Origin of the sequence: Rhizobium sp. AP16 (genome assembly GCF_000281735.1) — a bacterium.
Taxonomy (GTDB): Bacteria; Pseudomonadota; Alphaproteobacteria; order Rhizobiales; family Rhizobiaceae; genus Rhizobium; species Rhizobium rhizogenes.
Genome location: NZ_AJVM01000064.1, coordinates 26,650 through 47,274, shown reverse-complemented (window position 1 = coordinate 47,274; position 20,625 = coordinate 26,650). Strand labels below are relative to the sequence as shown.

Here is a 20,625-nt window from a genome sequence, read left to right as displayed (position 1 = left end):
ATTGGAAACCGTCAAATCGCGAGGTGAGCTTTCAATAGCATCGATCCGCGATGACGAAAACCGTAAAGGCTGCAATGGCGACCGCGATACTATCTATTCGGCAAGCCGGCCGCCGCGCATCGGCGCGGGCACACCTGTCGTACCGGGGAAGCTGATTGGAAGGCCCCGAAGCACGCGCACGGCCAAGAACGCGAAACATTCGGCTTCGACGGCATCGCCGCGCCAGCCAAACATTTCGGCCCCGATCGGCGTTACACCGGCGCGCATCTCAAGCATCGACATGATCGTCGGATTGTGGCGGCCACCACCGCTCACCACCAGCTTTTTCGGGCGGCGTGGCAGCAGATCCAGCGCTTTACCGACGGCGGAGGCTGTAAAAGCGGAGAGCGTTGCCGCTCCATCCTCGACACTGAGCCCATCGGCCATGGACGCTCCAAAATCGAAGCGATCAAGCGATTTCGGATAGGCCGCACTGAGATAAGGGTGCTCCAAAAGCTTGGCGAGCCTCGTTTCATCCACCTTACCCGCCCGGCCGAGCGCACCATCCCTGTCCATCTCGCCGAGCCCATGGGATTTGATGAAGTCATTGAGCGGCGCATTGGCCGGCCCGGTGTCGAAGGCGACGAAATTGCCCTCGCCGTCCGACCAGGTGATGTTGGCGACGCCGCCGAGATTGAGGATGGCGGTATCGTCGCCGGTGCCCGCGCTGCGCAGCAAAGCGGTATGATAGGCGGCGGCCAGCGGCGCACCTTGACCGCCTGCCCGCACATCGGCGGAGCGGAAATCATAGGCGACCTTCGTGCCAAGGATGGAATGCATCAACTCACCATCGCCGAGCTGGCGCGTATCCCCGAGGCGACCTTTCTGCGGGGCGCGATGCAGCACGGTCTGGCCATGGAAGCCGACGACGCCGATATCGGCCATGGTCAGACCAAAGCCTTCGACAAGTTCCTTGACCGCCGCCGATTGGGCGCGCGTCAATGCCTCCTCGGCCTCCTTGAAGATGGCCGGCTCCGGCCCGTTGAAATTCCACACCCTTGCCTGCGCCAAAGTCTCTTCCAGCAGCCGCCTGATCCAATCCGGATAGGGCGGCAGCGCATAGGGGCCGAATTCGGCGATCCGCTCGCCGTCCGTCTTGATCAAGGCGACATCGATATTGCCGTCGAGAACGGTTCCGGTCATCAGACCGACTGCCCAGATTGGTTCCATGATCAAGCTCCTAAACTCTATTGACGAGATCGCCGACGCTCTGGCGAAGCATCAGTATCCCGCTGTCGAAATGGCGTGTCGGATGAATGCGGTTGGTGAGCAGGGTCCAGGCCCTGCCCTTGTCGAAATCGATCCAGAGGCCGGTGCCGGTAAAGCCGGTATGGCCGATCGTACCCGGCGAGCATAGCTTGCCGCCGGACCAGTCATCATAGGGACGCTCCCAGCCATGGGTGCGTGTCGCCGACAGAGGTGTCCGCATCAGGGCGATCGAGTGCTTGGCGGCACCGGTGCCGGTCAGCAATCCCTCGGCAAAATCGAGAACCGAGGCGACCGTTCCGAACAGGCCGGCATGACCGGCGCCTTCCAGCGCCGAGCAATTGTCGTCATGGACCTCGCCCGAGAGCACGCGATGACGCCAGGTGCAGTCTTCCGTGGCGGCGGCCTGATCGGGCAGGGCTGAAAAGGCAAAGCCAGGACCGGCGTCCATAGCGCGGATCGTCCGCCCGGTCAGGCGCTCCAATGCGAAGCCGAGCAGAATGAAGTTGATGTCGGAATAGACAGGCGGACCGGACCGCCACTCGCGCTGCAGGATGAAGGCGCGCAGCAGATCCGGGCTTTGGCCATAGGTATAGAGCGGCGCGACGGCGGGAAACGGCGTCTGGTGGCCGAGGCACTCGCGGAAAGTCACCTTCCGCTCCCAGGCGTTCGCATCATATTGGCGCAGGTCCGGCAGCAGCGAGGTCAGCGGCGCATCGAGATCGATCGTGCCTGCCTCCGCCAAAGCCAGAATGCGCGGTGTGGTGAAGATGACCTTGGTCAGCGAGGCCAGATCGAACCAAGTGTCGGTCAGCATCGGCCGCGTGACCGGAACCTTCTGCGCGGAGCCGACAGCACGGACCATACGGCCGCCACCGAGATCGACAATACCGAACACGCCGCCCGGAATACGCCCGGCCGCAACGGCAGCTTCGACGGGAGCGAATGCCCGGTCGAAACGTTGTGCGAAGTCCGTTTTCCCCACTGCCGTCATGTCCCTCCCCGCCGCATCTTTCTCAAGCTTCCGCCTGGGCCATATGATCCGCAGCAAACCGGCGCCATTCGGGCGCGGCCGGCTCGAAGCCGAGCGGGCGCACCAGAGACGGAACCTGGCGCGTATCCAGCGCAAAACTCTCCCGCCGGCGCTCAACCGTCGGAACAGCCGAGATCAGCCGCCTGGTATAGGAATGCTTCGGCTCAGACAGCACCGAAGCGGCATCGCCGATCTCGACGATCTCTCCGGCATAGATCACGGCGATCCTGTGCGCAATCCGCTCGACGACCGCCATGTCATGCGAGATGAACAGGTAAGCGAGACGATACTCGCGCTGCAATTCAATCAACAGGTCGAGGACCTGCGCCTGAACAGAGACATCCAGCGCCGAAACGGCTTCGTCCAGCACCAGAACGGACGGATTGAGCATCAGCGCCCGCGCGATGCACAGCCTCTGGCGTTGCCCGCCCGAGAACTCATGCGGATAGCGCTCAAGACTGTTTTCGGGCAGGCCGACGCGTTTCAACAGCATGGCCATCCTGTCGCGCGCCTCTCCGGAAGCCCGGCCAACGGCCGCGATCACGGGCTCCGCCAGGATACTGTCGACACGAAGCCGGGGATTGAGCGAGGCATAGGGGTTCTGGAACACCATCTGCACGGCGCTCGTCCGATCCGCCGTCTTTCCACCCTTCGCCGTAAACGTACCGCGTGTCGATTTCACCAATCCGAGGATCGCTCGCGCCGTCGTGGATTTGCCCGAGCCACTTTCACCGACGATCGCCAGCGTTTCGCCGGGTAGCAGATCGAAATCGACACCTTCGACCGCATGCACTGCACCGGTCGGACGATGAAAGAAACTGCCCGATACCGGAAAACGAACCGTCAGCCCCTCGACCTTCAGTGCCGGAGCCGGTTCAACCACTTCGTCGCGACTAAAATCCGATCGCGCCGCACGGCCCGCCGAAAAATGCGGGACAGAATGAAGAAGATGCTGCGTATAGGGATGCGCGGGTCTGTCGAGGATCTGGTTCAGCTCACCCTGCTCGACCGCCTGACCGGCCTGCATCACCATGACCTTGTCGGCAATGCCGGCAACGAGGCCGATATCGTGGGTGATGAAGATCATCGACATACCGGTCTCGCGCTTCAATTCGGCGAGAAGCGCCATGATCTGCGCCTGCACGGTCACATCGAGCGCCGTCGTCGGTTCGTCGGCAATCAGCAGGCGCGGATTGCAGGCAAGTGCGGTCGCGATCATCACCCGCTGCAGCATGCCGCCGGAGAGTTGGTTCGGGCAATATTTCAGACGCCGCGCGGCGTCAGGGATACGAACGCGATCCAGTGCGTCCTTTGCAGCCGCTCTTGCTTGCTGGCCGGTCAGCCCACGATGCAGGCGGAAGGATTCCTCGATCTGTGTGCCGATGGTCAGCACCGGATTGAGCGAGGTCATCGGTTCCTGGAAGATCATGCCGATCTCGGCGCCACGGATCTTCGTCAACACCGCTTCCGACGCCGTCGTCAAGTCGAGAATGCTGTTGTCGGCACGCTTCAGCCTGATTGAACCGCCGACAATGCGCCCGCCGCCGAAATCGACGAGGCGGTTGATCGACAGCGCGGTCACGGACTTCCCCGAGCCGCTCTCGCCGACGATTGCCAGCGTTTCGCCGGCGGCAAGATCGAAGCTGACACTGCGAACGATCTTGTTGGCTTCCGGATTGCGCCCGAAACCCACGTCCAGATTGGAGACGGAAAGCAGAGGGATCACGGGCTTGTCCTCCGCATTTTCGGATCGAGAATATCGCGCAGCGCGTCGCCGAGCAGATTGAAGCCGAGGATGCTGATCATGATGGTGATGGCGGGGAAGATCAGCAACCAGGGTGCTGTTTCCATCAGGTTGCGGCTGTCGCTCAGCATCAGCCCGAGCGAAGACGCCGGCGGCTGCGTGCCAAGGCCGAGGAAGCTCAAGCCGGCCTCGGTCAGAAGCGACCAGGCCAACGCCAGCGTGATCTGCACCGTCAGCGGCGCGACGAGATTGAGCAGCAGGTGCCGCGTCAGGATATAGCGCTTGCTGCTGCCGAAGGTGCGGGCGGCATCGACGAAATCGCGCGCTTTCAGCGATAGCGCCGGCCCGCGCACGACGCGGGTGAAGATCGGGGTATAGACGATGGCGATGGCCGCAACGCTGGTCCAGGTGCCGGGGCCGACGATGGCGATGATTAGGAGGGCGAGGAGGATGGCCGGAAATGCCAGAAGCACATCCATCATCCGCATGATCACCCCATCCCAGCGCTTTCCGAACCAGGCGGCGGTCAAACCCAGCACTGTGCCGATCAGGCTCGCGAGCGCAACCGAGAGGAAGGCGACGGTGAAGGATTCGCCGATGCCGTTCATCAACCGGCTTGCGACATCGCGACCGAAGAGATCGGTGCCCATCCAGTAGACGGTGCTCGGCGAATGCAGGCGGTCGATCCGGTTCTGGGTCAGCGGATTGTGCGGCGTCAGCCCCAGCATGCCGAGCACGGCAAGCGCGAAAAAGATCAGGACGATGACGCCGCCGATGCGGCCGCTCGTGTGCCCGAAAATGGCCCTGACGATACGCATCAACCCTCCCCCAGACGAACGCGCGGATCGAGCGCGACATAGGCGAGGTCGACGAGAAGATTGACGACCATGAAGTTGAAGGCAATGAACAAGACGCTGCCCTGCACCAGCGCGTAGTCGCGCTGTAGGACGGCATCGAGCACCATGCGTCCAAGGCCTGGAAGCGCGTAGATCTGCTCGACCAGAACAGCTCCGCCGAGCAGATAGCCGAACTCGACACCGCTCAGCGTCACCACCGGAATGAGCGCGTTCGGCAGCGCATGCCGCCAGATGACGCCGCACGCCGGCACGCCGCGGCTGCGGGCGGTGCGGACATAATCATCGCTCAGAACATCGAGCATGGCCGAGCGCACGACGCGCGTAACCGAGGCCGCGAAGGCAAAGCCGAGCGTCAGCGCCGGCAGGATCATCTGGCCGAGATTGCCGAGCGGATCCTGCCAGATCGGCGTGAACGCGCCCATGGTCGGCAGCACGCCGAAGCCCGCCGAGAGCGCATAGATGATAAGAAGGCCAAGCACGAAATTCGGCGTGGACTGTCCGACCATGGCGGCAATACGCACCAGAAGATCGGACAGTTTCCCATTTCGCGTCGCGGCGAAGACGCCCGCCGGCAGGCCGATCAGGAGCGCAATGACCATGGAGAGCAGGGCAAGCTCAAGGGTCAGCGGAAACCGCTCGAGAATGATATCGAGCACCGGCTTGCCGTAGGTGACAGAGAGGCCGAGATTTCCCTGCAGCAAGCCGAACAGCCAGCGCCAGTACTGGACGAACCATGATTGGTCGATGCCGAAATAGGCGGAAAGCGCCTGCCGCTGCTCCGGCGTCAGCAGGCCCGCATTGGTTCCCAGCATCGCCGTGATCGCGTCGCCCGGCACCAGCCGGATGGCGATGAACACGAGGACGGACACACCCAACATGATCAGCGGGAATGTCATCAGCCGGCGCGCCAGATACCCCATGAAACGTCCTCTAGGTCAGGCTTTCCATCACTGGATGGAGACTTTGCTGAGACCGAAGAGAGAGCCCGTCGGCGTCGGCACGAAGCCCTGAACGTTTTTCTGCTCGGCCGTGTAGCCATAGGCGGTATAGAGCCAGATCCACGGCGACACCTCAGCGATGTGCTTTTCGAAATCGGCAAAGATCGCCTTGCGCTTGGTCGGATCGGTCTCGACGCGCCCCTTCTGCATCAGGGTATCCAGCGTATCGTCGATATAGTTCGCCACTTTCTGCAGGTTGCCAGTCTTCGTCCAGTAGCGGTTATACATCGTATAGGGGTCGGCGCTGCCGCCATTGAGCGCGACGGCCATGTCGAAATTGCCCTTCAGCCACGCGTCGACATAGACGTTGAGCTCCATCACCTTGATATCGAGCTTGATGCCGATCTCGGCGAGCTGCGACTGGATAACCTGGGCTTCGGCCGTTGCGGTCGGCGGCTCGCCGGTCGCGGCGATCACGGTTGCCGAAAAGCCATCCGCAAAACCGGCGTCGGCCATCAGCTTCTTGGCTTTTTCGATATCGCGCTTGTAGCAGAAGAGCTGGCTCGGATCGGTCGCGTAGAGCGGCATGGTCAGCGGTCCCGTCACCTTGCCCTCGCCGAGCGCCGCCGTATCCATCACATCCTGCCGACCGATGGCGCAAGAGATCGCCTGCCGTACGGCGAGCTGGTCCATCGGCTTGTGCGAAGGGTTGAGCTGCAGGACGTTGTAGGAGAGCCCGGGCGTCCGGGTCAGCTGCAGCTTCGGCTCCTTGGGAACAAGCGTCGCCACCAGCGGGTCGTTCAGAAGCGCGAAATCAATCTGGCCCGTACGCAGCGACGCCAGGATCGCCGTCTCGTCCGGAAGGACGCTGATGTCGATCCCGTCGACACCGACCGCGCCACCGGCCCAGGCCTTGTTGGCGCTCAGGACTTCCTTGGAATTGGGAACCCAGCTGTCGAGCTTGAAGGGACCGGAGCCGATCGCCTTCGTGCCGATCGAGCCGGCGGTGATTTCGCTGGCCGGAACGATAGAGGCGTTGAGGCTGGTCATCGCCGTGAGGATCGGAACGTCTGGCTGCGACAGATGGAAGACGACGGTCGTCGTGTCAGGCGTATCGATGCTGGCGATCGAGAGGAAATTAGCGCGAGCGACAGCGGCGGTCGCCTGATCGAGAATGCGCTGGAACGACGCTTTCACGTCGGCCGAAGTGACCGCAGCGCCGTTCTGAAACTTGGCATTCGCGTTGAGCTTGAAGGTCAGCTCCTTGCCGTCGAGCGAAAACTGCCAGCTATCGGCAATGGCCGGTACGATCTGCAGATTGCCGTCGAGCCGGACGAGCGGCTCATAGATCAGCTCCAGCAAACGGATCGAGGAAAAGGCAGTCTGCTTGTGCGGATCGAGCCCGGTTGCATCCTGCGACCATGCCATGCGCAGCGTCGCTGCATGTGCTTGCGCCGATATGGCCGCGATGCCGAGACCGGCCGCCAGTGCGACGCAGGACATCAGCCTGCCTGGAAAATGCCTTTTCATTCTTTTTGCCCCCTGAGCTTGTTACCCCAGCCGATTTTGGCCATTTCTTTATGATCGCGATATCACTTCATACAGTCTTCGCACTGATCGCCTTGCGCAGAAAGCCACCAGCGTTTTGCAACGCCGCGCGGGCTTCTTCAATGCCCATTCCGGTAATTTCCATGAGAATGGCGAGTTTGACGTCATTGCCCGTCTGGTCGAGCACGCGGCGCGCATCCGCCTGTGTGCAACCCGTCGCCTGCATGACGATCCTGATGGCGCGGGCGACCAGCTTCTTGTTGCTCGCATGCACGTCGACCATCAGGTTCTGATAGCTCTTGCCGATGCGGATCATGCTCGCCGTCGTCAGCATATTGAGAATGAGCTTCTGCGCCGTACCCGACTTCAGCCGTGTCGATCCCGTCAGGATTTCCGGTCCAACGACGGGAGAAATCGCCAGGTCGGCAATGCCGGCAATGATGGAATTGGGATTGCAGGAGAGCGCGATGGTGACAGCGCCGATGCTCTTCGCATAGTTCAGTCCGCCGATGACGTAGGGCGTGCGGCCGCTGACAGCGATGCCGACCACGACATCGGTGGAGGTCAGCTTGATATCCTGCAAAGCCTGACGGCCCTGTTCCGGATCATCTTCTGCGCCCTCGATCGAGTTCTGCAATGCCTCTGGGCCACCAGCAATCAGGCCGATCACCATGTCGGACGGCACGCTGAAGGTCGGCGGGCATTCGGATGCATCGAGAACGCCAAGCCGGCCACTGGTGCCGGCACCCATATAGATCAACCGGCCACCCTTCTGGAAGGCAGCGACGATCTGGTTCACGGCAGCGGCGATCGCTGGAATGACCTTTTCGACCGCCGTCGGAACGGTCTGGTCCTCGTAGTTGATTTCGCGCAGGATATCGAAGGTCGGCAGCAGATCGATATGCATCGTGTTCGGATTGCGACCCTCGGAAACCAACTGCTCCAGTTCGGATATCAATCTCTGTTCTGTCATGAGCCTGTTCTCGAAACTATGCGTCGATATCAATGGATCAGGGATGGCGAGCTCGATCGATAGCGATCGGACCAACCGCAGCAGCCGTCAAATTTTCAACGCAACAAAACGCTCGACATCAGCTCAGGCGGCCGGCCTCTTCGGCTTCGTTTTCCGCCCATTCCCTGTTTACCTTCGTTAAGATTATGTCCATTTATTCCTTCCGTCAACTGCAAAAGGAATAAAATATTCCAAATCTAATGTGAGAAATCCGGCGAGAAACGTACCGTTCTTTAATGGCTGGAGGACGACTTCCTGGCGAGAATGATGGCGCCCGAGACGGCATCGCCATCGATGGGCTTGAGGCGGCGGCGGACATCCGGCGCCAACCACGGCTCGAGCGGGCTGGAGAGACCACCGAGTAGGGAGACGCGCGGAGCGCCCTTGTCGAAGAGCGTACGGATCAGCGTATCGATATGCTCGGCCGCGCTCTGGACGATCCGTCGCCCGGCGGCATCTCCCTGATCGGCGTGGCGCATGACCATGGGCGCCAGCGCCGCATAGTCTGTAGCGGAAGCGCGATCCATCCAGGCAACCGCTTCCATCGGATCCTGCTGGAACCGTTGCATGATCTCGGCCAACAACGCCGTCTTTTCATAGCGACCATCATGGGCGCGCAGAGCAAGCTGTATGGCCTTTAGCCCGAGATCCGCGCCGCTGCCCTCGTCCGAGATCGGAAAACCATAACCGCCAACCCGCAAACGGCGGCCTTCGACAAAGCCGAGGCCGATCGATCCCGTTCCGGTGATGACGATAGCACCATCACGCCCCGAATGGGCCCCGAGGCAGGCCCCTTCGCCGTCGCTGACGAAATCGATGCTGGCGAAGGGATGCTTTATGGCCCGCAATGCATCCTGCGCGCCCTTTCGCCCGATCCCGGCAAGTCCGACGCCAGCATGAATCCGCCCGATCTCGTCCGGCCCCAGACCCGCTTCCTCGATCGCCGCACCAAAGGCCCTTGCAATCGATGTCCAGGCCTCCTCAATGCCGAGCCGCGTGGTTGCGGGGCCGGATAGCCCCTGCCCCAACACGCTTCCTTCCGCATCCTCGATCCTTGCGCGACAACCGGTGCCACCGCCGTCGATGCCGAGGAAATAGTACGTGCCATCAACTTCGGCGCTCATGACGTCAGCCGCTCGATGTCTGCGCCACAAAGGCGAAGCTTGCGATCCAGTTGCTCATAGCCGCGGTCGAGATGGTAGACACGGTTGACGATGGTTTCGCCTTCCGACACCAGCGCCGCCAGCACCAGCGAGACGGAGGCACGCAGATCGGTCGCCATCACCTGAGCGCCTCGCAAAGGCGTTCCACCGCGCACCAGTGCCGTCGTGCCCTGCAATTTGATGTTCGCGCCGAGGCGGATCAGCTCGGGAACATGCATGAAGCGATTTTCGAAGACGGTCTCGCGGAACAGCGAGGCGCCTTCGGCGCAGCAGGCAAGCGCCATGAACTGCGCCTGCAGGTCTGTCGGAAAGCCCGGATAGGGCTCGGTGGTGATATCAGCGCCCTTGAGCGGGCCATCCCTAGATACCACAAGGCCACGGTCGCTCGGCCAGATACTGACGCCCATGGCTTCGAGCATCTGCACGACGGAGGCCAGGTTCTCGAGCCGGGCGTGGATCAGTTCGAGCTGTCCGCCGGTAATGGCCGCGGCAACGGCATAGGTGCCGGCTTCGATCCGGTCGGGTATGCTGTGATGCTTTGCAGGACGCCAGCTCGTGTCGCCGTCGATCAGGATGCGATGCGTACCGGCGCCCTCGATTCTGGCCCCCATCGCACCTAGACAGGCAGCAAGATCAGCCACCTCCGGCTCGCGCGCCGCATTCAATATCTCCGTCTCGCCCTTGGCGGCGCAGGCGGCCATCATCGCCGTCTCGGTCGCGCCGACGGAAGGGGAGCTGAGAACAATCCGCGCACCCTTCAGCCCCTTTGGAGCAGACGCGACGATCAGCCCGCTCTCGATGGCGATATCGGCTCCCAACGTCGCCAGCGCCTTGATATGCATGTCGACCGGCCGCGCGCCGATGGCGCAGCCACCGGGCAGGGACACGCGGGCGTGGCCGAAGCGCGCCAGCAGCGGCGCAAGCACCAGCACCGTCGCCCGCATTCGCCTCACTGTGTCGTAGGAGGTTTCCTTCGAAACAATGGCGCTCGCATCGATCGTGGTGCCGTGTGCTGAACGGGTCACGATAGCCCCATGAAGCGAGATGACGCCGAGCATGTTCTCGACATCGGTCACAGCCGGCAGGTTCGTCAATTCCAGTGGATGCGGGCTCAGCAGCGCCGCCGCGATCTGCGGCAAGGCGGCATTCTTGGCGCCGGCAATCGTCACCGCGCCCTGCAGCCGTCGTCCACCCGATATCCGCAATCTGTCCATGATATGAAACCCGCCGAAGAAAGGGGCGAAGGAGCGGACGATAATGCGTCCGACTCTCATTTAAGACTATTCGGTCATTCCATCATGTCAATGTTGTCTGGAATTTTTTATTCCAACCGTTTTATGATAACCTCGGCGGACAGTTGATCGAAAGCGTGGTTGTCTGCTCTCGGCAAATCCTATCTTCGTGGCTCAACCGTATCGACGCATGAACCGGCCTCCATGGCCTGAAGGGGCGGATGTCTATCTTAAAGAAAATCAGCGCGAAGCTCGAGGTCATGGCGCCGGCAGATCGCCAGATTGGGCAGTTCATCGTTGAAAATCCCGACCAGATGCTGCGCCTGTCATCCGCAGCCCTTGCCGCCGAGACCGGCCGCAGCCAGTCGAGCGTCGTCAAATTCAGCCAGAAGCTCGGTTATGCCGGTTATCAGGAGCTGAAGCTTGCCGTCAGCGAGGCCAAGGCGCAGGAATGGCAGGCTCCGGCTGGGATGATCCACGGCACGATCGAAGTGGACGACAGCTATCTGACGATCCTGCAGAAATTGCTCGGCAGCAAGCTGCAAGCCATGCAGCAGACCATCGCCGTCAACAACGAGCTGGATATCGGCCGAGCGCTGAAGGCGCTGCACGAGGCCCGGCGCATTCATCTGGCCGGCGTCGGCGCATCGTCGCTGGTGGCGCGCGACTTTTCCTACAAGCTAATGAAACTCGGACGCATCGTCCTGCATGACAGCGACAGCCATGTGCAGATGGCCAACGCCTCGACGCTCGGCCCAGACGACCTGCTCTTCGCCCTCTCCTATTCCGGCGCCAGCATCGAGACCTTGCGAATTGCCGAACTCGCCAGCCAGCGCGATGCGACCGTCATCGCCGTCACCGGCCTCCAGGATAATCCCCTGACCCGCGTCGCCGATATCCGCCTTTACACCGTCGGCGACGAAGATCGCGTCCGCTCCTCGGCGATCACGGCGCGCGATGCGCAGTTGATGCTGACCGACCTACTGTTCATCCTGCTGGTGCAAAGGCAGCCTGACGCTCATGACTATGTCCATAACAGCGAAGCGGCCGTCTCGGTGCTGAAGGCCAAGCATCTGTCCTAGCCGCGACGGGACTCCGGTAAACAGGTCGTGACGAGAGCGATACGATCTGTACTCCGCCATTCCCAGGACATAGCTTCCAGCTCCCATTGCAACCCATGCGGAGAGAATCAAATGGACCTCGGTCTCGCCAATAAAGTCGCCCTGGTTACCGGTGGCTCGAAGGGTATCGGCTATGCCTGCGCCCACCTGTTTTTGTCCGAGGGTGCGCGGGTCGGCATCTGCTCGCGAGCACAAGCCAATATCGACAAGGCGCTGTCCGGCCTGCCCGGCGCTTATGGCTATGCTGCCGATCTGACCTTAGACACGCAAGCCCTTGACGTCGTCGACAGGATCGAGAACGAAATCGGCCCCATCGATATTCTCGTCAACAGCGCCGGCGCCGCGACGCGAACACCGGCTTCTGACCTCACGCCTGCAGCCTGGCGTGCCGCGATGGATGCGAAGTATTTTTCCTATATCAACGTACTCGATCCCGTCATCAAGCGCATGGCCGCGCGCGGTTCCGGCACCATCGTCAACATCATCGGCAATGGCGGCAAGATCGCCTCCCCGGTCCACCTTGCCGGTGGCGCCGCCAACGCGGCACTGATGCTCGCAAGCGTCGGGCTTGCCAATGCCTATGCCAGCCAGGGCGTGCGCGTCGTCGGCCTCAATCCCGGCTTGACGGAGACGGACCGGGTTGCTGAGGGTTTGAAGGCATCCGCGAAACTTGCAGGCTCGACCGAGGAAGAGGCGCTCGCCGATGCGCTGAAACGCATCCCGATCGGCCGCATGGCAAGCCCGGACGACATCGCCAATGTCGTCGCCTTCCTGAGTTCATCAAAGGCGAGCTACGTCACTGGCGTTGTCATCAGCATGGATGGAGCGCAGGTTCCGACCATAGTCTGACGGCACAGACAGTCGGCCAAGTCTATGCGACCGATTGCCAATCGAGCCCGATATCGAGCGTCGGGGCGCTATGCGTCAGCCAGCCGACGGAGATGAGGTCGACGCCGGATGCGGCGATGACGGCGGCGGTTGCCGGCGTGATGCGGCCCGATGCCTCCGTGATCGCCTGGCCGGCAACCATGCCCACTGCGTCGCGAAGCTGATCGGGTGTCATATTGTCGAGCAGCACGGCGTCGACACCCTCCTCCATGGCGTCGCGAAGCTGGTCGAGCGTGTCCACCTCGACCTCGATCTTGACCATGTGGCCGACGCCTGCCTTTGCCCGGCGGATCGCCTCGGCGACGCCGCCGGCAATCGCCACATGATTGTCCTTGATCAGCACGGCATCATGGAGCGCAAAGCGATGGTTCATGCCGCCACCGGCCCGCACGGCATATTTCTCCAGCGCCCGCAGCCCCGGCGTCGTCTTGCGGGTGCAGACGATCGACGCTTTCGTGCCGCTGATCGCCTCGACGATACCGGCTGTGACCGTCGCGATGCCGGAGAGATGACCGAGAAAATTCAGTGCCGTCCGCTCTGCCGTCAGCAGGCCACGAGATGGACCTTCGATCGTTGCGATCACGTCGCCAGCCGCGACCTTGGCGCCGTCGTGAAGATGGCGGGTCATGACAATACTAGGGTCAACGAGGTGGAAGGCAAGCTCCGAGGCATCGAGGCCAGCAACCACGCCCGGCTGACGCGCCACCATGGCAACCGTGGAGCAATGATCCTCGGGAATGACGGCTGCAGAGGTAATATCGCCGGCAAGGCCAAGATCTTCCAGGAGGGCGTTGCGGACCAGCGGCTCGACAATGAGGCGCGGAAGAGAAACGAGGGGCATGTCAGGCGCTCCTGGCGAAGGAATAGGGAATAACGGATCGGGCGATGTCCACGGCATCGGTGAGGCGCATCATCCGACGCTGCGCCTGTTGCTGCTTCAAGGGGAAATCCGTGCGCGCATGGGCGCCGCGCGATTCCGTGCGCAGGCTGGCGAAGACGGCGATCAGCAATGCTACGATAGCCGGATCGGCTGCCGCACTGTCGCTTTCGGCAAGCGGCAGCAGGGTGGCGATCGCCCCATGGATGGCACCGGCGTTGCGAAGCACGCCGAGATGCCGCGACACGATCGGGCGAACAAGGGAAGCATCCGGAGCCGCCAAGCGCGAATCCTCCGAGAGAGGAGCTGTCGGGCGTGAAGACACGCCACCAATGTCCTGCGCTGCGCGCATGCCCATAACAGAGGCCTCGAGCAAAGAGTTACTGGCGAGCCGATTGGCGCCATGCAGGCCCGTCGAAGCTGCCTCCCCCGCCACCCAGAGGCCGGGGACGGAGCTGCGGCCGTTTCCGTCCGCCGCGACACCGCCCATGTGGTAGTGAACCGCCGGGCGTACGGGAATGAGCTCACAGGACGGATCAATGCCCGCCTCCCGGCAGAGTGCATCGATCACCGGAAAGCGGACAGCGAAACGGTGGCCGAGCGCCTCGCGGGCATCGAGGAAGACGCGACCGCCCCGGGCGATTTCCGCGCTGATGGCGCGGGCAACGACATCGCGTGAGGCCAGTTCCGCGCCGGCAACCTGCGCCATGAAGCGCTCGCCCTTCTCATTGACAAGCAAGGCCCCCTCGCCCCGCACGGCCTCGCTGACCAGCGCCAGCGGCCTGCGACGGGAAGCGAGCGCGGTCGGGTGGAACTGAACGAATTCCATATCGGCCAGAAGCACCCCGGCTCTTGCGGCAAGTGCAATGCCTTGGCCGAAGTTGCCTATCGGATTGGTCGTTGCATCGAAGAGACCGCCGATGCCGCCCGTCGCCAGAAGCACCCTGGATGTCGGCAGGATCACCAACCCTTTTGGCGTTGCGCAGAGCAGGCCGCTGATCTGCCCTCCGTCCAGAAGCAACCGGCGAGCCTCGTATCCCTCCAACACGGTGATCGACGGTGTGCGGGCGACAGCCTCAACCAGCGCGCGGACAATCGCAGCACCCGAACCATCGCCCTCGGCATGAACGATGCGGCGGCGCGAATGCGCGGCCTCAAGGCCGAGCGACAGGCTGCCTTCGCTATTCCGATCGAAGCGGACGCCCGACCGTTCCAGCGACGCAATCGCCGCCGCTGCTTCGGCGATAATACTCGCGGCGACGATCGGATCGCAAAGCCCGTCGCCGGCAGCAAGTGTGTCGGCAAGATGCAGCTCCACGCTATCGTCGGCTCCCATGGCGGCGGCGATGCCGCCCTGCGCCCAGGCACTCGATGTCTCCCCGCCGAGAGCCGCGCGGGTGACAATGACCGTGGGCTGCGGCGCCAAGGTCAGCGCCGCCATCAGCCCGGCAAGACCGCTGCCGACGATAACGACGCGGCCCGAAAGATCGTGAAGAATCTCGGTCATATCGCCAACATCCTTTCCACCGCGCGGCGCGCGGCGACAGCAATAGCTGGGTCGACCGTGACTTCGTGCCGGTTTTCCTCAAGTGCCTTGCGGATATTGCCGAGCGTGATGCGCTTCATGTGCGGGCAGAGATTGCAGGGCCGGATGAACTCGACATTCGGATGGTGCACGGCGACATTGTCGCTCATCGAACATTCTGTGAGCAACACGACGCGTGCCGGCTGCTTGTTGCCGACATAATCCGACATGACGGCCGTGGAGCCGGCAAAGTCCGCTTCTTTCACGACGTCAGGCGGGCATTCCGGATGGGCAAGCACCGTCACGCCGGGATAGTTTTCGCGAAGCTGGCGTATATCGTCGGCGGTGAAAAGTTCGTGCACTTCGCAATGCCCATGCCAAGCGATGATCTCGACATCGGTCTCGCGCGCCACGTTCCGCGCCAAATATTCGTCGGGGATCATCAGCACTTTGGGAGCACCGAGCGATTCCACGACCTGCTTGGCGTTGCCCGACGTGCAGCAGATGTCGGAGGCCGCCTTCACTGCGGCAGACGTATTGACGTAAGTGATGATGGGAACGCCGGGATGGGCCTGGCGCAGTAGTGCAATGTCTTCCGGCGTGATCGAGTCCGCAAGAGAACAGCCGGCAGCCATGTCCGGGATCAGCACGGTCTTTTCCGGATTGAGCAGCTTGGCGGTCTCAGCCATGAAATGCACGCCGGCGAGCACGATGATATCGGCATCCACATCGATCGCCTTGCGGGCAAGCGCCAAGCTGTCTCCGACAATATCGGCAACGCCGTGGAAGATCTCCGACGTCTGGTAGTTGTGGGCAAGGATGACAGCGTTGCGGCGGCGCTTCAGTTCGAGGATAGCCTCGACATCGTCCTGAAACGTCATCCATTCGGCTTTGGGAATGACGCGGCTGACGCGATCATAGAGGGAGGATGCGGATACGGGGGAATTCATGACCGGCTCCTTATTATACTCATTTTGAGCATATTATGCGCAAATAGATATCCTCGATATGAGCATATGTCAATTGCGGGAGAGAGGTAATTTCGTTCCGGCGAGTTCACGTTCTTCAAGCACGGCGCGACGGAAGCGGAAGAGCTTGGCTGGGCGGCCACCCGTCTCGCTTTCGCTTCCGCCTGTTTCCTCCACCAGATCCTGCTGCTCGATAAGGCGACGGAAATTCTGCTTGTGCAGCGTCAGCCCCGCCAGCGCCTCGACGGTGCGTTGCAGTTGCAGGAGGGTAAAACTCTCGGGCATGAGTTCGAAGACGACGGGGCGATATTTGATCTTCGCCCTCAATCGCGCCATGCCGGTTGCGAGAATGCGACGATGATCGGCAAACATCGAGCGACCAAACCTGGCCGGTGGCGCGCATCCCGCCTCTTGGACCAGGCCAGCCTCATAAAGAAGCTCGTAGCGCTGCAGGACGAGGTCTTCATTCCAGGTCGCACCATTGAGCCCGAAGGCATAATCGGCGCGTCGGCGCCGCGGATCGCATTTGCCGCCATCGCTGTCGATCCAATCACTCAGCCGAGCGGCAATGTCGTCAATGATGGCCGGACGGCCGTTGCGGTGATCTTCCCATGGGAAATATTCGTACCAGCCATGCCAACCCGACAGGCCGGTACCCGAAGCAGCCTGCTCACGCACGAGGCCGAGATAGCTGATCGAGATTGTTCGCCCGCCCAGGATCTCGTTGTTCCGGTCGCGGTCGGCAAAGGTATAGAGTTGCTCGAGATAGCCGACCGGATGCGCCGTCTGTTCCTGCACCCATTCGCGAAGCCCGCTTTGCAGCGTCCGGTGCCCGAGCTCGAATGGTCCGGATGGCAGGGTTTCGCCGGAGCGCACTGTCATAACCCGCGGCTCGTGGCCGGTGACAGCTGTCAAAACCGCGATCAGTTCAGCGTGCGCAAGCCCTATGGTCAAGGAATCTCCATATATTGTTTCAACCTGCACTTTTGTCGCATGAAGAATGGCTGATGCCAATGCAGCCTGCGCGACGAGAACGTCCGTCGATGATTTTCATGGCGCGAATGGACAGTTCGGCATTGAGGCTTCGCATTATCATGCCTACAATTTTGAACGACAAAAGCTGGTATTGCCACCGTTCCAACCAGATTAACATCGGTGCACGCGCGCAATCCCCAATCCAGCCAGTGAGGATCGAGAAAAAATGACGCAACCATTCGAAGATTTCGATCTCTCGGGTTTTTGGGACGACAGTGAATTCGCCCGTAAAGAATATCTTGATGAGCCGTTGACCGACAATCTTCTTTCCTCCGTTGAGATGCAATTGGGTTACAAGCTTCCATCCGCCTACGTTGCGCTGATGCGTCAGAAGAATGGGGGCATGCCTGTTCGCAGAGAACACAGGACTTCATCACCCACATCCTGGGCAACTGATCACATCGCGATCACCGGAATTTTCGGTATTGGACACGCAAAGGGGTCTTTGGCCAGCAGCATGGGAAGTCAGTTCTGGATAGACGACTGGGATTATCCACCCATAGGGGTATATTTTTGCGATAGCCCATCTGCCGGACATGACATGTTATGCCTTGACTATCGGGAGTGCGGACCGGCAGGTGAGCCAAAGGTTGCGCATGTGGATGAGGCATTCGATTATCGTATTACAATGGTCGCCCAGAACTTTGAGACCTTCATCAAAGGTCTAACACTAGAATTTTCGTCCGCCAAATCCGACGAGTAGCCGCCCAGCTGCCTGTTTGATTGCCACCACCCTATCGGCGGACATAGTCCGGATATTGTTCGCAAATCAGATCAATGATCGACAGCGTGCCAGAGAGATGCTTGCGCAGGGCCGCTACTGCCCGATCCGCATCGCCCGACCGAACGGCATCGACAATGGCGCGGTGATCAGTGGTGACCTGCTGCAACTTGCCCGGCATCGGCAGGTTCAGCCGGCGCAGCCGGTCGAGATGAACGCTCTGGCGGCGAACGGTTGCCCAAAGCCCCAATATGCCAACCCTCTCGAAGAGAACGCGGTGAAAATCCTTGTCGAGCGAATCGAAGAAATCGTAGGTCTCGGGCGACATGACATGCTCTTGCCGGGCCAGAACATGCTCCAGTTCTGCAGCCGTCTCCGCCGGCGTTTCGGCTGTCAGACGGCGGATAGCCTCGAGTTCGATCGACAATCTCAGGAAATGCGCCTCCCGCGCGTTGCCGATATCGATCCTGGAGACGACGGTGGCATATTGCGGATAGACCTCGACTAACCCCTCCTCTTCCAGCCGGATCAAGGCGTCGCGAACCGGCGTCTGGCTGACGTTGAATTCGCTCTGCAGCGAGATCCGCGACAATACCGTCGTCGGCGGCAGGCTCATCGAAAGAATACGCGACCTCAGGATTTCCAGGATCTGCGGCGCGACCTGGCGCGAACGGTCCAGGGCGAATTCTTTCGGGTTCACTTTCACGCGGCCACCTTCCTCATCGAAAAACTCAGCCCATTAAACACAATTTGGGGCTTGATGCACTGATACATTAGTGCTTTAGTCCACTCATGCCAACGTAATCTCATGCGTTTGGATCATTTTTGGGAGGAAATGATGAGAGCTTTTCTTCGCGGCCTGACCGCGACCTGTCTCGTGCTTGCCGGCACCTTGTCCGCCGGCGCCGCCGAAAAGACGGATATTTCCATCACCCGCCAACCGGGCATCCTTTATCTCGTCAGCCACGTCATGGAGACGCAGAAGCTGATCGAGAAGCGGGCTGAGGCTGATGGCCTCGCCGGCGTCAAGGTCGATTGGCGCACCTTCAGCGGCGGCGGCGCGCAGACCGACGCGCTGCTTGCCGGCAATGTCGATATCGTCAATACCGGCACCGGCAACCTGCTGCTGCTCTGGGACCGCACCAGAGGCAAGGTCAAGGGCATCGTCACCAACTCCGCCCAGCCGGTCATCATGGTGTCGCGCGACCCGCGCATCAAATCCCTGAAAGACATCCAGCCGGGCGACAGGATCGCTGTCCCGACGGTCGGCGTTTCGACGCAGGCGATCCTGCTGCAGATGGCCGCCGCCCAGATGTATGGCGACGATCAGGTGCACAAGTTCGACTCCAACACGGTGCAGCTCGGCCATCCCGACGCTATGGCGGCGCTTGCCAACCAGAACCATGAGGTAAAGAGCCATTTCTCGGCGCCACCCTTCCAATATCTGGAACTGAAGCAGCCGGGCGTTCATGAGGTCGTCAACTCACGCGACATCATCGGCGGCGAGCTGACCCAGGGCACCTTCTTCACAACGACGCAATTCGCCGAGGCCAATCCGACGATCATCAAGGCTGTACGCCAGGCGACAGCCGACGCCATCGAGGTGATCAAGAAGGATCCGAAGACCGCCGTCGAAGCCTATAAGACTGTCAGCGGCGACAAGACCAGCGTCGACGATCTGCTCGCGATCCTGAACCAGCCGCACATGATGGAATTCCGCATGGACCCACAGGGAACCATGAAGTTCGCGGCGCATCTCCACAAGGTCGGAACCTTGAAGACGATGCCGAAGGCCTGGACGGATTACTATCTGCCCGAAGCCGCCGATCTGAACGGCAATTGATCCAGGAAGGCGGCGCGAATGCCGCCTCCCGATCCAATTCTTGGAGGAGCCTTCATGCTTCAGGCAAAAATCGCAGCCGATCCGACAACGACCCAAACGGCCATCGCCGGTACACCGCTCTTGAACGTCGACAAGGTGACGCTTCGCTACAAGACGCCCAACCTTTTGATCACCGCCACCGAGGACGTCAGCTTTTCCGTCGAGACATCCGATCGTTTCGTGCTGCTCGGACCCTCCGGTTGCGGAAAATCGACTTTGCTGAAGGCGATCGGCGGTTATCTGACGCCGACGAGCGGCCGCATCGAGATCAAGGGGCAGCTGGTCAAAAAGCCGGGCGCCGACCGGATGATGGTGTTTCAGGAGTTCGACCAGCTCCTGCCCTGGAAGACGGTCCTCGAAAACGTCATGTTTCCGCTGACGACCGCCCGCCGCCTGCCTCGCGCCGAGGCCGAAGCGATCGCTCGCGACTATATCGACAAGGTGAAGCTCACCCGCGCCGTAGACACCTATCCGCACATGCTTTCAGGCGGCATGAAGCAGCGCGTGGCGATCGCCCGCGGCATGGCCATGCAGCCCGATATCCTGCTGATGGACGAGCCTTTCGCCGCACTCGACGCCCTGACCCGCCGGCAGATGCAGGACGAGCTTCTCCAACTTTGGGAAGATACGCGCTTCACCGTCATCTTCGTCACGCATTCGATCGCCGAGGCGATCAAGATCTCCAACCGCATCCTGCTGCTGTCGCCGCATCCCGGCCGCGTGAAGGCCGAGGTTCGCAACGTCGAATCCGTCCGCAACGACACGGCGGCGGCCGCCAAGCTGGAGCAGGAAATTCATCACATGCTGTTTGCCGAAGCCGGACATAAGGAATAGGT

Annotated in this window: 19 protein-coding genes; 5 read left to right on the top strand and 14 right to left on the bottom strand. The window is 61.4% G+C overall.

The annotated features are described in order from the left end of the window. Positions 1-93: 93 nt before the first annotated feature. From PMI03_RS17875 to murA, 9 genes are all read right to left on the bottom strand, one after another. A complete protein-coding gene (locus PMI03_RS17875) occupies positions 94-1,209 on the bottom strand; it encodes an anhydro-N-acetylmuramic acid kinase (protein ID WP_007695915.1) in 1,116 nt (371 codons plus the stop codon). Between the two features lie 10 nt (positions 1,210-1,219). Further along, positions 1,220-2,239, bottom strand: a complete 1,020-nt coding sequence (locus PMI03_RS17870; RefSeq protein WP_007695913.1) for a serine hydrolase — start codon at positions 2,237-2,239, stop codon at positions 1,220-1,222. 22 nt (positions 2,240-2,261) lie between these two features. Further along, on the bottom strand, positions 2,262-4,004 hold the full coding sequence (locus tag PMI03_RS17865; protein ID WP_007695911.1) for an ABC transporter ATP-binding protein: 1,743 nt from the start codon (positions 4,002-4,004) through the stop codon (positions 2,262-2,264). After that, positions 4,001-4,840 carry an ABC transporter permease gene (locus tag PMI03_RS17860; RefSeq protein WP_007695909.1) on the bottom strand — a complete coding sequence of 280 codons (840 nt, stop codon included), beginning with the start codon at positions 4,838-4,840 and terminating at the stop codon, positions 4,001-4,003. Before PMI03_RS17860 ends, PMI03_RS17865 begins: the two co-directional genes overlap by 4 nt. Beyond that, positions 4,840-5,799, bottom strand: a complete 960-nt coding sequence (locus tag PMI03_RS17855; protein ID WP_007695907.1) for an ABC transporter permease — start codon at positions 5,797-5,799, stop codon at positions 4,840-4,842. Before PMI03_RS17855 ends, PMI03_RS17860 begins: the two co-directional genes overlap by 1 nt. A gap of 27 nt (positions 5,800-5,826) precedes the next feature. Beyond that, entirely contained in the window at positions 5,827-7,347 is a 1,521-nt protein-coding gene (locus PMI03_RS17850; protein ID WP_039974281.1) for an ABC transporter substrate-binding protein, read from the bottom strand. Between the two features lie 67 nt (positions 7,348-7,414). After that, positions 7,415-8,338 (bottom strand): N-acetylmuramic acid 6-phosphate etherase, encoded by a 924-nt coding sequence (gene murQ, locus PMI03_RS17845; RefSeq protein ID WP_007695903.1) that lies wholly within the window; start codon positions 8,336-8,338, stop codon positions 7,415-7,417. A 272-nt stretch (positions 8,339-8,610) separates the two neighbouring features. Further along, positions 8,611-9,501, bottom strand: a complete 891-nt coding sequence (locus PMI03_RS17840) for an N-acetylglucosamine kinase (protein WP_007695901.1) — start codon at positions 9,499-9,501, stop codon at positions 8,611-8,613. Then, positions 9,498-10,754, bottom strand: coding sequence for a UDP-N-acetylglucosamine 1-carboxyvinyltransferase (murA, locus tag PMI03_RS17835; protein WP_039974291.1), 1,257 nt, complete (start codon positions 10,752-10,754; stop codon positions 9,498-9,500). Before murA ends, PMI03_RS17840 begins: the two co-directional genes overlap by 4 nt. Positions 10,755-10,993: 239 nt before the next feature. Here murA and PMI03_RS17830 point away from each other — a divergent pair, with 239 nt between their 5' ends. Continuing rightward, positions 10,994-11,854, top strand: coding sequence for a MurR/RpiR family transcriptional regulator (locus PMI03_RS17830; protein WP_007695896.1), 861 nt, complete (start codon positions 10,994-10,996; stop codon positions 11,852-11,854). Between the two features lie 111 nt (positions 11,855-11,965). After that, a complete protein-coding gene (locus PMI03_RS17825) occupies positions 11,966-12,742 on the top strand; it encodes an SDR family oxidoreductase (protein ID WP_007695894.1) in 777 nt (258 codons plus the stop codon). A 22-nt stretch (positions 12,743-12,764) separates the two neighbouring features. Here the strand turns inward: PMI03_RS17825 and nadC are convergent, their stop codons facing one another. From nadC to PMI03_RS17805, 4 genes are all read right to left on the bottom strand, one after another. After that, positions 12,765-13,622 (bottom strand): carboxylating nicotinate-nucleotide diphosphorylase, encoded by an 858-nt coding sequence (gene nadC, locus PMI03_RS17820; RefSeq protein WP_007695892.1) that lies wholly within the window; start codon positions 13,620-13,622, stop codon positions 12,765-12,767. Between the two features lies 1 nt (position 13,623). Further along, positions 13,624-15,165, bottom strand: a complete 1,542-nt coding sequence (locus PMI03_RS17815; protein WP_007695890.1) for an L-aspartate oxidase — start codon at positions 15,163-15,165, stop codon at positions 13,624-13,626. Next, positions 15,162-16,133, bottom strand: coding sequence for a quinolinate synthase NadA (gene nadA / locus PMI03_RS17810; protein ID WP_007695888.1), 972 nt, complete (start codon positions 16,131-16,133; stop codon positions 15,162-15,164). Before nadA ends, PMI03_RS17815 begins: the two co-directional genes overlap by 4 nt. 69 nt (positions 16,134-16,202) lie before the next feature. Next, complete coding sequence (locus PMI03_RS17805; RefSeq protein ID WP_007695885.1) at positions 16,203-17,105, bottom strand: NrtR DNA-binding winged helix domain-containing protein; 903 nt, start codon at positions 17,103-17,105, stop codon at positions 16,203-16,205. A gap of 247 nt (positions 17,106-17,352) precedes the next feature. Here PMI03_RS17805 and PMI03_RS17800 point away from each other — a divergent pair, with 247 nt between their 5' ends. After that, positions 17,353-17,889: an SMI1/KNR4 family protein gene (locus tag PMI03_RS17800; RefSeq protein ID WP_007695883.1), complete on the top strand. Its 537-nt coding sequence runs from the start codon at positions 17,353-17,355 to the stop codon at positions 17,887-17,889. Between the two features lie 31 nt (positions 17,890-17,920). Here PMI03_RS17800 and PMI03_RS17795 read toward each other — a convergent pair whose 3' ends face one another. Next, positions 17,921-18,613 (bottom strand): GntR family transcriptional regulator, encoded by a 693-nt coding sequence (locus tag PMI03_RS17795; RefSeq protein ID WP_007695881.1) that lies wholly within the window; start codon positions 18,611-18,613, stop codon positions 17,921-17,923. A 129-nt stretch (positions 18,614-18,742) separates the two neighbouring features. Here PMI03_RS17795 and PMI03_RS17790 point away from each other — a divergent pair, with 129 nt between their 5' ends. Both PMI03_RS17790 and PMI03_RS17785 read left to right on the top strand, forming a co-directional pair. Beyond that, positions 18,743-19,750: an ABC transporter substrate-binding protein gene (locus PMI03_RS17790; RefSeq protein ID WP_039974280.1), complete on the top strand. Its 1,008-nt coding sequence runs from the start codon at positions 18,743-18,745 to the stop codon at positions 19,748-19,750. 54 nt (positions 19,751-19,804) lie between these two features. Beyond that, complete coding sequence (locus tag PMI03_RS17785; protein WP_007695877.1) at positions 19,805-20,623, top strand: ABC transporter ATP-binding protein; 819 nt, start codon at positions 19,805-19,807, stop codon at positions 20,621-20,623. Positions 20,624-20,625: the final 2 nt, after the last annotated feature.

Coding starts and splice junctions, on each gene's coding strand:
- PMI03_RS17790 (WP_039974280.1), top strand. CDS start 18,743: ATGATGAGAGCTTTTCTTCGCGGCCTGACCGCGACCTGTCTCGTGCTT.
- PMI03_RS17875 (WP_007695915.1), bottom strand. CDS start 1,209: ATGGAACCAATCTGGGCAGTCGGTCTGATGACCGGAACCGTTCTCGAC.
- PMI03_RS17815 (WP_007695890.1), bottom strand. CDS start 15,165: ATGACCGAGATTCTTCACGATCTTTCGGGCCGCGTCGTTATCGTCGGC.
- nadA (WP_007695888.1), bottom strand. CDS start 16,133: ATGAATTCCCCCGTATCCGCATCCTCCCTCTATGATCGCGTCAGCCGC.
- PMI03_RS17785 (WP_007695877.1), top strand. CDS start 19,805: ATGCTTCAGGCAAAAATCGCAGCCGATCCGACAACGACCCAAACGGCC.
- PMI03_RS17825 (WP_007695894.1), top strand. CDS start 11,966: ATGGACCTCGGTCTCGCCAATAAAGTCGCCCTGGTTACCGGTGGCTCG.
- PMI03_RS17860 (WP_007695909.1), bottom strand. CDS start 4,840: ATGCGTATCGTCAGGGCCATTTTCGGGCACACGAGCGGCCGCATCGGC.
- PMI03_RS17840 (WP_007695901.1), bottom strand. CDS start 9,501: ATGAGCGCCGAAGTTGATGGCACGTACTATTTCCTCGGCATCGACGGC.
- nadC (WP_007695892.1), bottom strand. CDS start 13,622: ATGCCCCTCGTTTCTCTTCCGCGCCTCATTGTCGAGCCGCTGGTCCGC.
- PMI03_RS17855 (WP_007695907.1), bottom strand. CDS start 5,799: ATGGGGTATCTGGCGCGCCGGCTGATGACATTCCCGCTGATCATGTTG.
- PMI03_RS17800 (WP_007695883.1), top strand. CDS start 17,353: ATGACGCAACCATTCGAAGATTTCGATCTCTCGGGTTTTTGGGACGAC.
- PMI03_RS17830 (WP_007695896.1), top strand. CDS start 10,994: ATGTCTATCTTAAAGAAAATCAGCGCGAAGCTCGAGGTCATGGCGCCG.
- murA (WP_039974291.1), bottom strand. CDS start 10,754: ATGGACAGATTGCGGATATCGGGTGGACGACGGCTGCAGGGCGCGGTG.
- murQ (WP_007695903.1), bottom strand. CDS start 8,338: ATGACAGAACAGAGATTGATATCCGAACTGGAGCAGTTGGTTTCCGAG.
- PMI03_RS17870 (WP_007695913.1), bottom strand. CDS start 2,239: ATGACGGCAGTGGGGAAAACGGACTTCGCACAACGTTTCGACCGGGCA.
- PMI03_RS17850 (WP_039974281.1), bottom strand. CDS start 7,347: ATGAAAAGGCATTTTCCAGGCAGGCTGATGTCCTGCGTCGCACTGGCG.